Consider the following 14,164-nt stretch of genomic DNA (forward strand, 5'->3'; position numbering starts at 1 on the left):
GCCAACCGCGTCCTCGTCCTCGACAAGGCCGGCAAGGAGGTCGGCTCCATCCCGACCCCCTTCGCCTGGGACTCCAGCGGCCGCGACCCCGAGCTCCCCGCCGGCACCCCGAACCGCACCGCCACGGCCACGCCCGCCGACGTGCTCAAGCTGTCCGGGCTGACCGGCATCGAGCCCGGTGCCAAGTCCGCCCAGCTGCCCGTCCAGCTCGACGGTGACAAGACCGGGACCGCGCGTCTCGCGCTGAACGTCGCCGCGACCAAGCTGCTCGACGACAAGAACGTCACGTTCCCCGTCTTCGTCGACCCGACGATGAACTCGGGCTGGCAGGCGTGGACCACGGCGTACCGTCCGTACCCGAACTCCAGCTTCTACAACGGCACCAACTTCTCCTCCGGCACCTCCGACGCCCGCGTGGGCTACGAGTCGGACACCGGCGGTCTGGGCCGCTCCTTCTGGCGCATGGGCTTCGACGCCAAGATGAAGGGCGCCACCGTCACCTCGGCGGCCTTCAAGGTGCAGAACAACCACTCGTGGTCCTGCACCGCGCGTGAGTTCAAGTTCTATTTCACCGGGGCGATCTCCTCGGGTACGACGTGGAACGCGCAGCCGTCCTGGACGACGCACCTGCAGTCGAAGTCCTTCGCGCACGGCTGGTCGACGTCCTGCCCGGACGACTACGAGACGTTCAACAACTCCGCCGTCGTCGCCGCGGCGCAGCAGGCTGCCACCGGCGGCTGGTCGAACATCACCTTCGGCATGCGGGCGACGAGCGAGTCGGACACGCAGACCTGGCGCAAGTTCCGCGCGACGTCGGCGACGTTCGAGGTGGACTTCAACACTCCGCCGAACGAGCCGACCAGCGGCACCTCCACCCCCGGTGGCGCCTGCGTGGTCGGCCCGGGTGCCGGTGTCACGGTCGGCAAGACCAACATCGTCCTGAAGGCCTACGCCACCGACAACGACGGCAACCTCACCGGTCTGCGGTTCAAGTTCTGGAAGGCCGGCGCCGCCGTCCCCGCCGGCACCCTGGTCACCCCGAGCGGCGGGTGGGCCTCCACGACGATCCCGGCGACCTCCCTCGAGGACAAGGCCACCTACTACTGGGCCGTGCGCGCGGAGGACGCCGCCGGCGCCGCCTCCTCGTACTTCCCGCCGAACACCACCGAGAACTGTGCCCTCACCGTCGACGGTTCGGCCCCGCCGCCGCCCACCGTCGACGAGGACACCACCCCGTTCAAGCGGGCCACCGCCGACGGCGCGACCTGGGCGAGCGTGAAGTTCGGCGGCACCGGCAACATGACCATCACCTCCCCCGGTGCGGCGAAGTTCCGCTGGGGCTGGGAGGGCATGTCCTACACGGACGTCACCGCCACCAACGGCGCCTACACGCTGACCAACCTCACGCCCCCGCACGCCGGCCCGAACTGGATGCACCTGTTCGCGCTCGACGCGCTCGGCAACGTCAGTGCCCGCACCGACTACGCCACCTACGTGCCCCCGCGGGACGCAGCGGACGGACCGGGTGACGTCGGTGGCGACGGCATCGCCGACCTGATGCTCATCGACGCCAACGGCAACCTGTTCTCCTACCCGGGAACCCAGGGCGGCGAGCTGTACGGAGGCCTCACCGGCTCCTACACGATGGGAGCCGACGGCAAGCCGGTCCTCGCGCCGAAGGCCCCGTGGTGGAACGGCACCAAGGCCGCGCTGATCAGCCACTACGCCGACGTCTACCCCGGCGACGGCTCCACCGACCTGTTCGCCGTGGACCCCGACGGCACGTTCTACCTCTACCCGGGCGACGGCTACGGCACCTTCAACGTCGACGACCGCCTGGCGATCCGCCTCCCCGCCAACACCCCGGCCCCCAGCACCTGGGTGTCGATGAAGGCGATCGGCGACATCACCGGCGACAAGCTCACCGACGTCGCCGTCAAGGTCGGCACCCAGTTCTGGCTGCTCTCCGGCTACACCGGGGCGACCTTCCAGAGCGCGACGCTGATGGAGGGCACCGCCTGGGGCCCGCGTGAGATCGTCAACATCGCCGACATCGACCTCGACGGAGCGCCCGACCTGCTGTGGCGCAGCCTCGACTCCGGCACGATCTACATCCGCCACGGCAAGCCCGGCCCGGTCGCCGGCAGCGTGGACATCGAGTCGCTGAAGCTGGCCGGCAACTCCCGTCAGGGCTCCGACACCACGTACGGGTCCAACTGGACGACGGCCAACATCTCCGCGATCATCGCCATCCCCGACGTCAACGGCGACCGGATCCCCGACCTGTGGGTCCGCTACGCCGACACCGGCAACATCAAGGTCTACTACCCGTCCGCCACCAACACGAACGCCGCCGTCAAGACGGTGCTCTCGGTGGACTGGCGCGGTATCAAGTCCTTCGGATGACCGGCGCCTCGGTGCTCAGCGGTCGCTGAGCACCGAGCACTGACCGGTCCCGTTCCACGCGGATGAGCCCCCGGCGCCCACGAGGCGCCGGGGGCTCATCCCGTTCCCGTGCGACCTAGGGCATTCTGCATGCGCTCGCTCTACAGGACGATGTCCTTGACCCGGGCCGGCTTCCCCCAGAAGCACCGCTGTCCTGGCAGATCCTCCGCCGGGCCCGCTGCGACCCCAACCGGAGGACCGTCATCGCCGCAGCCATCCTGGCCCCGGAACGTCAACGCTGAGGAGCCTCATTGCCGTTCCAGGGTGAGGGCGGCTTGGCCATGGCCGTGATCCAGTTGAGAACCGTCTCACGACCAGACAAGTCGACCTTCGGTGAACCGACAGACCGGGGAGCTTCCATCGGCGATCCTCGTCAGCGTCTCCGCCACGGAGTCGAAGTACTGCGCCATCGATGCGTATTCGCCCGTAACCGTGGGGTCACCCACGAACCAGCTGCCGACGCGCCCGTCCCGCACATCGATGAACTTTCCCCTCCAGCCGTCCTGGTCCGACAGGAACGGGATCCACTCGTTACGCCAGAACGGGTAGTCCGGCTGGTCCGGAGGGTCGAATCCGCAGGACGTGGAGCGGTTCGCGTAAAGCCTCTGCATCGCCCGGGTCCCCAGAAAGAAGCTTCCCTCGTCGGGAAAGCCGTCGAAGCCGCAGCACATCACGTCGTCGTCGAAATCTTCCTCCGGCAGATCCAGATTGTTCTGCAACAGCCACGTCCGCAGGTCCCCATGCAGGGAGACCCCCATCCGCTCTTCGGCTGCCGCGAGCATCTGCTCCGTAGCGGGCCCCGGCAGATCCGCGTGATCGGCCGGCGCGTGCTCCCGAAGGAGACTCATCACACGCGACCAGCTCTCAGCCACACTCATCGCCCTCTGCCCTCTCTACCGGGATGTCTCCGTCCGGCCACGTCACTGCGGAGGTTGAGAAGTGCCGACCGGAGAACCTTGCAGGGATGGTACTTCGAGCGTGTGTTCCATCCCTCCCCGTGATCGCCCTCCGCCCACTACCGGTCGGCGCAGTGGCGCGGCGACGACAGCACGGCCGCGGCGGACGGCACGGCGGACGGCAGCAGGTGGAAGAGAGCGGCGGCCAGACGGGTTGGCTGTGGAGCGGCGCAGCGACGAAAGCGCGCCGAGGCCGAGGCGGCGCAGTTCGCCGCCCGCGTCGAGCAGGTGGTGGCCGGCTGCGCGGCCCGCCGTGAACAGCACACGGCGGCTGCCTCGCCGCCGTAAAGGGAGCCGAACACAAGATACGACCCACCCACACGCGACGAAGGACGGGACCAACACGGGCTGGGGAGCAGACCACTCCGCCTTCGACGACGAAACGGTCGGCGGGACCATTCGTACGCAGGTGCAGGCAGCAGGCTCCGGACGCCCAGGGAGGAATCACCGCAGCTGGACGCGGTGGTTACGCGTTGAGCGCTGACCAGAGCCACTGGCCGCCGACCCGGACGTAGAGCCGTTTGTTCGCAGAGTCCACGGCCATGGTGCCGTCCAGGGGCTGATGGGTGAAGGAGGCGTCGGTCACCGGGCCGGGCACCAGCCGCAGGGGCGGGTTCGGGGCGTTCTTGACGGGAATGGTTCCGGTCGCCTGGGCGCCGAGAGTGCCGTAGCTGTTCTCGACCCGGAAGTCGCCGGTCGAGGACTGCTCGTAGTAGATGTGGGTGCCGGTGGGCGCGGTGGCGTACATCCCGACGACGTTGCGCAGCACGGCGGTGGAGCCCGGGCCCGAGTAGAGTGCGACGCCCGCGTTGACGGTTGGCTTGTCCCGGTTGGCGATGACCACGTTCTCCAGCGCGCTGGAACTCGCCGCCCAGCTGATGATGTTCCGCGCGGTGGCCGGGGTGCCCGGCGCGAAGTCACCGGCGTAGCAGTAGATATTGGTGGCGTAGATGTGCCTGCAGCCTGCGTCGGTCTTCAGGTGCGGGCCGCCCTGCATGCGGGAGGTCTCGAACTTGCAGTCGGTGATGTAGACGCCGTTGGGGTTGTTGGTGGTGACGGCGCCTTGGCCGATCCACAACGCACCGGTGCCGAAGGCCTCAAGGCGGCAGCCGATGAAGTGGATCTGGTTGATGTTGTCCTTGCTGTGGCCCCAGGCGCCGTCGGTCGCGGAGGAGGCGTTGCGCAGCCAGATGTTGGGCTGGGTCGTGCTGGCGGCGGTGCCTGTGCATTCCTCGATGACCAGGTTGTAGAAGCGGGAGTCCCAGAACTCCACGGCGTCGATGCACATGTCCTTGTTCGAGGTCATGAAGACGTCGCGGAAGTACGAGTTGTTGTTGTAGTAGAGCTCCAGCAGCAGGCCGGTCTTGCCGTTGCCGTTGAAGCCGAGGTTCTCCACGGAGCAGTAGCGGCGGTGGGTGGATCCGGTGGAGTAGGCCGCTCCCGTGCCGGACATCCGCAGCAGGATGCCGTCACCCCCCTTGACCAGCATGGATGCCTTCGCCCCGGCACCGGCCAGACGGATGCCGTCGGCCTTCACGGCCAGAGCAGGAGTCCCGCCCGCGGGCTTGACCAGGTACTTCCCCGCGGGGAAGTACACGGTGCCGCCGCCGGCCGCGGCCGCCGCGTCAAGAGCGCGCTGGACGGCGGCGGTGTCGTCGGCGGAGCCGTCTCCGACCGCGCCGTGGCCCTTGACGTCGAACCGATCCGGCGTTCCGGCGGCCGTGGCCGCCGCTGTAGCCGTACCGCCGCCGGATATCAGCACACTGCCTGTCAGCCCTGCCACCGCTCCCGTCAGCAACGCACGGCGAGCCTTCGGCTGTTCGGTCATGGTCTCCCCCTTGAAATGACGGACAACACGGATGATCTTGCCATCCCGGCGGGCCCGCACAGCCTCCCACTTACATAAGCGATGAATATAAAACTGCTATGCTTCGTGCATGAGTCGTCAAGACGCCACTCCTGGCGCGTCCGCCGCCGTCGGGGCAGCCCTCTACACCCTGGCCACCAGAGCAACGAGACGCCTGCCCCGGGACATGAGCCTGACGTCCGCCGCCACCCTGGCCACCCTGGACCGGACCGGCCCGCGGCGCATCACCGACCTGGCCGCGGTCGAGGGCGTCAGCCAGCCCGCGATGACCGCCCTGGTCCGGGTACTGGAGGAGTCCGGCCTGGTCGAGCGGCAGGGCGACGCGTCCGACAGGCGGGTCACGCTGGTGTGCCTGACCGAGGCCGGTGCCTCCTACGTCCGGACGCGGCGCCAGGCCGGCGTCCACGCGTTCGAGCTGCTGATCGGCGAGCTCACCGGTGAGGAGGTCGAGGCGCTCGTGGCGGCCCTTCCGGCGCTGAAGCATCTGGCAGAGCTCGAAAGCCGGGACCGCGAAGGGCCGAAGCGGTGACCGTGCAGCCGGTCGGCGGGGCCGCGGTCGAGCCGTGCCCGGTGCCGCGCTCCGAGACGCGACTGCTGGTACCCGCCCTGATGTTCATCGCTCTGGTCGTGGCGGCGGTCGCCAGCCTCGGGACGCCGCTCATCACCAGCGTGGCGACCTCGTTCCACGTCTCGCTCGGCAGCGCGCAGTGGACGCTGACCATCGCGCTGCTCAGCGGCGCCGTCGCCACGCCGGTCCTGGGCCGGCTCGGAGCGGGCCCGTACCGGCGGGCCACGATCCTCGCCACGCTGGCGGTCGTCGTCGCCGGCAGCGCGCTCACCGTGCTGCCGCTGCCGTTCGCGTGGCTGCTGGTCGGCAGGGCCGCCCAGGGCGTCGGGCTCGGGCTGACGGCGCTGATGATGGGCGTGGCCCGGGACCACCTCCCCGAGGAGCGCGGCGCGGCCGTGATCGCCCTGATCTCGGTGGTCTCGATCATCGGAGCCGGCGTCGGCTACCCGCTGGCCGCGCTGCTCGCCGAACTCGGCGGACCGCGGGCCGCCTACGGCCTCGGCCTGGTCGTCACCGCCGCCGCCCTCCTGACCGCCTGGCACTCCATGCCCCACGCCCCCGAAGGCCGCTCCGCCCACGTGGACGTGCCGGGCGCGGTCCTCCTGGCCGCCGCACTGCTCCTTGTGCTGTTCCTCGCCGGCGAGCGGGATCTGTGGAGCCGGCACCTCGCCGTGGCGGCGGGCCTCGCCTTCGTCGCGGTGCTGCTGCTCTGCGCCTGGGCCGTCGTCGAGCTGCGCAGCGCGACGCCCCTGGTCGACGTACGGGCGGTGCGGCACCCGGCGGTCGCCGGGGCGAACCTCGCCATGTTCGTCGGCGGGATCGGCATGTACCTCCTGCTCACCCTCGTCACCCGGTACGCGCAGACGCCACACGGCGCCGGCTACGGCTTCGGGCTGACGACCTTCGTCGCCGGACTGGTCCTCATCCCGTTCTCGGTGCTGGGGTTCGTCGCCGGGAAGCTCACGCCGCGGGTCCGGGCGCGCATCACCGGCCCCCTGCTGCTGGCCGGCAGCGCCGTCGTGGTCGGCGGCGGGTTCGCCCTGTTCGCGGCGGCCCGCTCGAACCCGGCCGAACTGTTCGCCGCGATGGGCGTGCTCGGCTTCGGCGTCGGCGGCTTCTCCGCCGCGATGCCCGGCGTCATCCTGGCCGTCACCCCCAAGAGCGAGACGTCGAGCGCCATGAGCTTCAACTACGTCGTCCGCAGCGTCGGGTATGCCTTGGGCAGCGCCGTCGGCGGCCTGGTCCTCGCCGCGGGCACCGGCCCCGGTCGTCTCTACCCCGACGACAGCGCCTACACCACCGCGGCGCTGGTCGGCGTCGGCGCCATGGCGATCACGACGGTCACCAGCCTCACCCTCGCCCGCCGAGGCGCGTCCGGGACCAGCCCGTAAGTCCCTGGAGCGGGCCGGCCCTGATGGCCGCTCGCCTTGTGGACGATCAGACCGTTCTCGTACTTCCAGCGCTGGACGTCCGCTCCCGTGCACGTCCACACCGTGATCGGCGTGCCGTTGGCGGTGCCGGAGGGGACCGGGTGACCGACGCAGGCACCGTGAGGCACGGCCGTCCGGGCACGTCTCGTTCCCATCGGGGACCAGGGCGGGCGGGGCCGGTCGACGGGGTCAGGGCCGTCGAGGCGGACAATGGGTGGTGCAAGAGTTCCGGCAAGGGAGCTGGAACGGAAGCCGGGCGCCGGCGGCAGTTCATGTGGGGCCACTCATCGATGGCCGGGACGACGGTCCTGTCGCGGCCGGCACCCGGCCATCCGCTCCTCAGGATCCGCCGGGCAGAGCCTCTGAAGGGGACCCATGACCGAGACCCGCACCACCGAATCCGCCGCTGGTGAGGCGCCGAGGGCGTCGCGGAGCCCCCTGCAGCGCCTGATGCGCTACATCCCCTTGGCAGCCCCCCTCCTGCTGTGGGCCGTGCCGTGCTGGGTTCTTCTCCACGCCGGTCAGCGCTGGCCGGTTCCCGTGACACTGAGCGGCACCGTGCTGTTCGTCCTGGGCCTGATCGGGATGCCGCTGGCGATGATGCGTGGCCACGGGCGGCGCCAGCAGGACCGGGCGGCGATCGTCGGCGCCGCGCTGCTGGGCGGTGCCTGGGTCCTGTTCACCTGGTCCGTGCTGCTCGGTGTCCTGCTTCGGCTCGCCCTGGCCGTGGCCGGTGTCGGCGACGGCCAGGACCGGGCACGTATCGTCACCTGGGCCGTCCTCGGGGTGACGGCCGTCCTGCTCGCATGGGGTTACGCCGAGGCCAGGCGCGTGCCACGCGTGCGGCGCATCGACGTGACGCTCCCGCGCCTGGGGGCCGGACTGGACGGCACACGTGTCGCTCTGATCACCGACACCCACTACGGTCCGCTCGACCGCGCCCGCTGGTCGGAACGGGTCTGTGAGACGGTGAACAGCCTGGAAGCCGATCTCGTCTGCCACACCGGCGACATCGCGGACGGCACCGCGGAACGCCGTCGGGCCCAGGCGGCCCCGCTGGGCACGGTGAAGGCGACGCGCGCCCGTGTCTACGTCACGGGGAACCACGAGTACTACAGCGAGGCTCAGGGCTGGGTCGACCTGATGGACGAGCTGGGCTGGGAGCCGCTGCGCAACCGGCACCTGCTGCTCGAACGCGGCGGTGACACCCTCGTGGTCGCGGGCGTCGACGACGTCACGGCCGAGTCCTCCGGGCTGGAAGGCCACCGGGCCCACCTCACCGGGGCCCTTCAAGGCACCGACCCCGACCTGCCCGTCCTCCTCCTCGCCCACCAGCCCAAGTTCGTCGACCGGGCGGCCGACCACGGCATCGACCTCCAGCTCTCCGGCCACACCCACGGCGGCCAGATCTGGCCCTTCCACTACCTGGTCCGCATCGACCAGCCGACCGTCGCCGGCCTCAGCCGCCACGGCGCTCGCACGCTTCTCTACACCAGCCGCGGCACCGGATTCTGGGGCCCTCCGTTCCGCGTCTTCGCCCCGAGCGAGATCACCTTGCTCGTCCTCCGCTCCCCGCAGCGGCCCGCCTCTTCCTGAGCAGCACTGACCGAGGCTTCGGAGGCGGCGGTGGTGGGCGGCGGGTACTGCACTACTGCAAGAGTCCGACGGGCCGACCCCGCTGTCCTTCGCGTCGGCGGCGGGTGGAGGGGCGGAGCGCGGGCTCCCTGCCCGCTAGGGCTCCCGGCCGGCGTACGAGGAGGGGGTCGGTTCGGTGGTGGACACCTGGTACGCCGGGCCGAGGTCCGCGCGGCCTCCGCGCGGGTGGCGAGCAGGTCGTGCCGCGGCACGGCCACGGCTCGCCGGACGACCGTGAGCCGGGCGTCTCCGGGCGTCTCCGGGCGTCTCCGAACGCCTCCGTGCCCGAGGCAGACCCGGCTCGACGTCACCCGCGGTCGGGTACGGCCTGCCTTGTGCCCCGGCGGCAGCGGACGGCCGGCGGTTCCTCCGCGCGGGGCCATCCGGCGCGCGACCACCCAGCGCGGGGCCGGGTGCATCCGCACCTCCTGGGTCGGACCGGGGCCGTGCTCCGGCGAGGCGGGTAACGGTGTTCCGGGTTCGGTGTCCGTACCCTGGCAGCATGCGTATGCGCCCCACGCTCACCTGGACTCCGCCCGCCGATCTGCCGCCGGGCACCACCGATCCGCGGCCGATCGCCGACGCTCTCGGTCGAGGCGGGGTGCTGGTGCTGAGCGGTGCGGGGATCTCCACGGAATCGGGGATCCCCGACTACCGGGGCGAGGGCGGCAGCCTGCGCCGGCACACCCCGATGACCTATCAGGCCTTCCTCGCCGCTGCGAGCGCCCGGCGCCGGTACTGGGCGCGCAGCCATCTCGGCTGGCGTACCTTCGGCCGGGCCCGTCCCAACGCCGGGCACCGGGCCGTCGCCGCGTTCGGCCGCCGCGGCATGCTTTCGGGCGTCATCACGCAGAACGTGGACAACCTGCACCAGGCCGCAGGCAGCGACGGGGTAGTGGAGCTGCACGGCAGCCTGGACCGGGTCGTGTGCCTCTCGTGCGGCGCCCGCAGCCCGCGCCGCGAGCTGGCCCGACGCCTGCTGGAGGCCAACCCGGGCTTCGCACCCGTCGCCGCCGGGATCAACCCGGACGGCGACGCCGACCTCACCGACGAGCAGGCCGCGGACTTCCGCGTGCTGCCCTGCGAGAGCTGCGGCGGGATCCTCAAACCCGACGTGGTGTTCTTCGGGGAGAACGTTCCGCCGGAGCGCGTCGAGCACTGCCGCCGGCTGGTCCGCGAGGCCGCCTCACTGCTGGTCCTCGGCTCCTCACTGACGGTGATGTCGGGGCTCCGCTTCGTCCGGCAGGCCGCCGAGGCCGGAAAGCCGGTACTGATCGTCAACCGCGACCCGACCCGCGGGGACACCCACGCGGTCACCCGGGTCGCCCTCCCCCTGGGGGCGACCCTCACCGCGGTGGCGGAGCTGCTCGGGGTCCCGGCCGACACGGACTAGCGGTACGACCCGGCCCTGTCGAGCACACGCCCACCGCTCAAGAACGCTGCGTCGGCGCGGGCCGTGGGAGGGAGCGAGACCTGGCGGGTGCTGCCCTGCTGCCCGCAGGAGCCGCTGGCCTTCGCCCGTTTCCACGGACTCCGCCGCCCGCGGGTCCCCGCTTGCACCGGGGACGGGCGGGACGATCGCACTGGGCGCGGGCCAGGCCGCGGACGTCCCGCCCGGCGCGGCGAGCTCGGGCCTCGTGACGCACACGCTGGCGTATCCCGAGGGCCGTATCGCGGCCGGCGCGGACCTGATCGACGACGCGGGATACTTCGTCGGCACGACGACCGACGGACGCTTCACCCGCACGACGGACGCTTCACCCGCACGTCCACGCGGTGGGCCCCGGACCTGTCCTTCCTCGCGCTCAAGGCTCTCTGCGCCAACGGCACCGGCGTACGAGACATCCCCGTCACAGTCTCCCGCCGAAGTCCGCCGGGCGCCCGTGACCGGACTTCGGCGTCGACGTGACGTGTGACGCCGCGGGTCCTGCCCTATGGGGTGACGGTGTCGCCGTGCCGGTGAGCGACCACGACGCACACCGAGGGCCTCAGGCACCATCCCGCCTCGACCAGGCTCGTCATGCCTTGGACAACGAGCCACCACGCCAAGCGGGACGACATCTAGACGATCTTCGTCTGCGGGGACCCGGGATCTCGCTGGGGTACACCTCCGGCTTTCTCCGGGGGGCGTCCCCACCTTCTTCGCGCCCGCTGGCCGGATGGTCCGGCGGAGCTCTGACCGGCAGGGTCGGTCAGGCACACCAGGTGCATGAGGAAGGGAAACCATCTGTGTTCAGCTTGAAGGCGGCCGGCCGGCGCGCGGCGCGTACCACCGCGGTCGGCGTGCTCGCCGTCGCCACCTGCGCCACCCTGATGGCGGGCAGCGCCGGAGCGATCGTGAACGGAACCGATTCCACCGAGCGTTATCCGTTCATGGCGTCGATCCCCGAATCGGCCCCGACCCAGGGGCTGTACGACGGCAACTGCGGGGCGTCGCTGATCGATCCCCGGTGGGTACTGACGGCGGCCCACTGCGTCACGGGGGAGGGTCTGGTGCTGGACGGCACCGTCAGGATCGGCAGCGAGGCCAGGAAGTCGGGGGGAACCGTCCGGGCCATCGAGCGGACGGTGATCCACCCGGGCTTCGTGAGTGGTGGTGGGAAGGCAGCCAACCAGCACGACATCGCGCTGGTCCGTCTCGACCGCCCGGTCTCCGAGAAGCCCGTCAGGATCGCGGAGCGGGCCGGACAGCCCGGGACCCCCACGCGCATCCTGGGATTCGGCACCACCGTCGACACCGAGTTCGCGTTCGCCGAGCGCCTGCAGGAGCTCGACACGCGCAGGGGCGCCGCCCGCGAGTGCGCTCCCGGCTACGCGGACCGGAACCGGCTGTGCACGATCAGCAGGGTCCCCCAGGCCATGGCGTGCTTCGGAGACTCCGGCGGACCGCAGCTCCAGAAGGGCAGGAACGGACGGTGGGAGCTCGTCGGGGCCACGTCGGGACCCGGCGCCCCGGGGGTGGCCTGCTCGGCCGGGCCCGGTCTCTACGTCAACGTGACCGCGTACGCCGACTGGATCCGCGAGACCCTGAGGCACGTCTCCTGAGCCACGTCTCCTGACCCGCGTCACGGATTCAGCGGGACACGACGCAACCCCAGGCCCGGTCGGACGTCCGTCGAAGTGAAGCCACGTGCGGGGCGGCGGGAGCCGCTCCCGGCGCCCCGCACGCCGTACGCCGTTCACCGCTCATGGAGACCGAGTCTTGAACCACGACGACACCACCGCCGCCGCCCGCCGCCGCCCGATGCGAACCCTCGCTCTCGCCGCGTCCACGGTGGCCCTTCTCGTACCGCAGGCCCTGGTGGCAAGCCCCGCGACCGCCGCCTCCTCCGACGCCGCCCGGGGCCCGCGGGGCGTCTCCGCCGTCACCTACGACCTCGGCGACCAGGCCTACCGGCTGCCGGGAACCGGGGAACCGGTCGAGATCGCCGGCACCGTGCACTATCCGACGGATCTCGGCACCACGCCGCTGCCCCTCGTCGTCCTGCTCCACGGCTGGCACGAGACCTGCGCGGACCGGGCGGCGGCCGAGGCTCGGACAGCCGCCGAACTCGCCCAGGACTGGGAGGCGTACGAAGCCGCGAGCCGGAAGCTGTTCAGTTGGCCCTGCGCCCCCGGAACCCGTCCGATCGCCAACGACCGGGGCTACGACTATCTCGGCGAGGAACTGGCCCGGCGTGGCTTCGTCGTGGTGTCCATCCGCGCCAACGGCATCAACGCTTCCTCGGTGTGGGGAGACGAGAACGCCTCCGCCCGGGCCGACCTGATCAACAGGCACCTGGCCCTGTGGCAGCGACTGGCCGCCTCGGGCCGTGGCGGCCTCGTCGGCGCGTTCCGCGACGCGGCTACGGGCCAACCGCGGCGCGTCGACTTCCGGGACCGCGTCGACCTGAACAGGGTCGGCACCATGGGCCACTCACGTGGTGGCGCGGGTGTGACCTGGCAGGCGGCCGACCGCCACAAGGACCAGTGGCCCACCGGAGTCAAGGTCAAAGCTGTCCTGGCACTGGCCCCCGCTTACAACGTCATGACCGAGGACATGACCGCGTACGAGATCACGAAGACCCCTGTGGCCGTGCTGCGCGGGACCTGCGACGGCCAGGTCGGTACCGAGGCATTCTCCTTCGCCGCCGAGGCCACCGCCCGGAGCACCGCCGGCTTCCACCAGCTGGCGATACCCGGTGCGAACCACAACTACTTCAACACGGAGTGGTCGCCGCGGAGCGGAGAGGTCGCCGCCCGCGACGATGCCGCACACGACGCCGACCGGCCGGGCCAGTGCACCGAACCCGGTGGCTCCGCCTACGCGCCCCAGCTGACCGAAGCGGAGCAGCGTCGGGGCGTCGCGGCCTACGCCGAGGGCTTCTTCCGCCAGTACATCGGCGATGGCCGGCGGTTCTGAGCTGCGAGTCGAGGAGGAGGTCCCGGGGCGGAATCCGGGAGAGCAGCATGGAGGAGCGTTCCTCGACGAGGGGCGGTAGACGACTGCCCTCCATGAGAAGGCATCCGCTGTGGCCGGGCGGCGCGGGCGCGCCCGGCGCCTCGATGTCCGGGGTACGCCGTCTCGTCGAGGTCGGCGTCCCCGGCGAGGTCCTGAAGTCAGGCGACAGCGCGCACGCTTCGGAACCGGTCTAGATCTCCGTCACTCCTCGGGGACTCGAACGGCGTCCTGAGGCCAGGACTGGACGATGCCTAGTGCTGGATCAGGCCGCCGACCGGAACGGGTTCGATGTGGCCGGTTGCCGGGAGGGCCTGGGCCAGGGAGAGGCCGATGTCGACCAGCGACGACCGACGCAAGCAGGCGATGTCGGGGATCCTGGTCCAGACCGATTCGGCAACCTCGCCGTTCGGCTCGGGCCGGAGGCGGCCGCCGGTGATGCGGACGCGGTAGAAGACACCGACGTTCTGATGCTCTACGCCCGCGCGAGCCTCGGCCGCGGGAATGACCCGCGAGTCCACACCGAGCAGACGATCCACCACCGCCATGCAGCCCGTCTCCTCGGCGACTTCCCGGATCACCGCATCGAACGGATCTTCGCCGTGCTCTACCCGGCCGCCAGGAAGAGTCCAGGTGCTGTTCCCACTCCGTGGCGCCTGGCGGGCGAGCAACACCCGGCCGTCTTCGACACACACCGCATACGCCGCCAGCCGAAAACTCACCCTCGCGCCTCCCGCCCAGACCCCTGCTCACCCGTGGGAGCCGCGGCCGCGGCATCCTCAACTGCCCGTTTATCACACATTCATTGGTGCGTGTCACGGTTAC

Annotated in this window: 11 protein-coding genes and 1 pseudogene; 9 read left to right on the top strand and 3 right to left on the bottom strand. The window is 71.1% G+C overall.

Features of this window, described 5'->3' with window-relative positions; all coding sequences use genetic code 11:
• On the top strand, positions 1-2,406 hold a 2,406-nt coding region (locus AB0Q96_RS23055; protein ID WP_365328335.1), incomplete at its 5' end, for a VCBS repeat-containing protein.
• A gap of 191 nt (positions 2,407-2,597) precedes the next feature.
• Positions 2,598-2,687: pseudogene (locus AB0Q96_RS23060) on the top strand (IS5/IS1182 family transposase); the annotation flags it as partial.
• A gap of 66 nt (positions 2,688-2,753) precedes the next feature.
• On the opposite strand, the gene AB0Q96_RS23065 reads toward AB0Q96_RS23060, so the two are convergent.
• Together AB0Q96_RS23065 and AB0Q96_RS23070 are read right to left on the bottom strand one after the other, a co-directional pair.
• Entirely contained in the window at positions 2,754-3,323 is a 570-nt protein-coding gene (locus tag AB0Q96_RS23065) for an SMI1/KNR4 family protein (RefSeq protein ID WP_365328337.1), read from the bottom strand.
• Positions 3,324-3,867: 544 nt separating this feature from the next.
• On the bottom strand, positions 3,868-5,229 hold the full coding sequence (locus AB0Q96_RS23070; RefSeq protein WP_365328339.1) for a glycosyl hydrolase family 28-related protein: 1,362 nt from the start codon (positions 5,227-5,229) through the stop codon (positions 3,868-3,870).
• A gap of 109 nt (positions 5,230-5,338) precedes the next feature.
• On the opposite strand from AB0Q96_RS23070, the gene AB0Q96_RS23075 reads away from it, so the two are divergent.
• The 7 genes from AB0Q96_RS23075 (at position 5,339) to AB0Q96_RS23105 (ending at position 13,536) form a co-directional block, all read left to right on the top strand.
• Positions 5,339-5,797 carry a MarR family transcriptional regulator gene (locus AB0Q96_RS23075; RefSeq protein WP_365328341.1) on the top strand — a complete coding sequence of 153 codons (459 nt, stop codon included), beginning with the start codon at positions 5,339-5,341 and terminating at the stop codon, positions 5,795-5,797.
• On the top strand, positions 5,794-7,227 hold the full coding sequence (locus AB0Q96_RS23080; RefSeq protein WP_365328343.1) for an MFS transporter: 1,434 nt from the start codon (positions 5,794-5,796) through the stop codon (positions 7,225-7,227). Before AB0Q96_RS23075 ends, AB0Q96_RS23080 begins: the two co-directional genes overlap by 4 nt.
• A gap of 414 nt (positions 7,228-7,641) precedes the next feature.
• Positions 7,642-8,862, top strand: a complete 1,221-nt coding sequence (locus AB0Q96_RS23085; protein ID WP_365328345.1) for a metallophosphoesterase — start codon at positions 7,642-7,644, stop codon at positions 8,860-8,862.
• Between the two features lie 541 nt (positions 8,863-9,403).
• Positions 9,404-10,294, top strand: coding sequence for an NAD-dependent protein deacetylase (locus AB0Q96_RS23090; RefSeq protein ID WP_365328347.1), 891 nt, complete (start codon positions 9,404-9,406; stop codon positions 10,292-10,294).
• Between the two features lie 836 nt (positions 10,295-11,130).
• A complete protein-coding gene (locus AB0Q96_RS23095; protein ID WP_365328349.1) occupies positions 11,131-11,946 on the top strand; it encodes a serine protease in 816 nt (271 codons plus the stop codon).
• 157 nt (positions 11,947-12,103) lie between these two features.
• Positions 12,104-13,303, top strand: coding sequence for an alpha/beta hydrolase (locus tag AB0Q96_RS23100; protein WP_365328351.1), 1,200 nt, complete (start codon positions 12,104-12,106; stop codon positions 13,301-13,303).
• 92 nt (positions 13,304-13,395) lie between these two features.
• Positions 13,396-13,536, top strand: a complete 141-nt coding sequence (locus AB0Q96_RS23105) for a hypothetical protein (protein WP_365328353.1) — start codon at positions 13,396-13,398, stop codon at positions 13,534-13,536.
• Positions 13,537-13,593: 57 nt separating this feature from the next.
• Here the strand turns inward: AB0Q96_RS23105 and AB0Q96_RS23110 are convergent, their stop codons facing one another.
• Positions 13,594-14,061: an NUDIX domain-containing protein gene (locus AB0Q96_RS23110; protein ID WP_365328355.1), complete on the bottom strand. Its 468-nt coding sequence runs from the start codon at positions 14,059-14,061 to the stop codon at positions 13,594-13,596.
• Positions 14,062-14,164: the final 103 nt, after the last annotated feature.

This window comes from Streptomyces sp. NPDC093111, assembly GCF_040683955.1.
Lineage (GTDB): Bacteria > Actinomycetota > Actinomycetes > Streptomycetales > Streptomycetaceae > Streptomyces.

Bases quoted from the DNA above. Each gene is read 5' to 3' on its own strand.
- AB0Q96_RS23065 (WP_365328337.1), bottom strand. From the start codon at position 3,323: ATGAGTGTGGCTGAGAGCTGGTCGCGTGTGATGAGTCTCCTTCGGGAG.
- AB0Q96_RS23070 (WP_365328339.1), bottom strand. From the start codon at position 5,229: ATGACCGAACAGCCGAAGGCTCGCCGTGCGTTGCTGACGGGAGCGGTG.
- AB0Q96_RS23075 (WP_365328341.1), top strand. From the start codon at position 5,339: ATGAGTCGTCAAGACGCCACTCCTGGCGCGTCCGCCGCCGTCGGGGCA.
- AB0Q96_RS23085 (WP_365328345.1), top strand. From the start codon at position 7,642: ATGACCGAGACCCGCACCACCGAATCCGCCGCTGGTGAGGCGCCGAGG.
- AB0Q96_RS23090 (WP_365328347.1), top strand. From the start codon at position 9,404: ATGCGTATGCGCCCCACGCTCACCTGGACTCCGCCCGCCGATCTGCCG.
- AB0Q96_RS23105 (WP_365328353.1), top strand. From the start codon at position 13,396: ATGAGAAGGCATCCGCTGTGGCCGGGCGGCGCGGGCGCGCCCGGCGCC.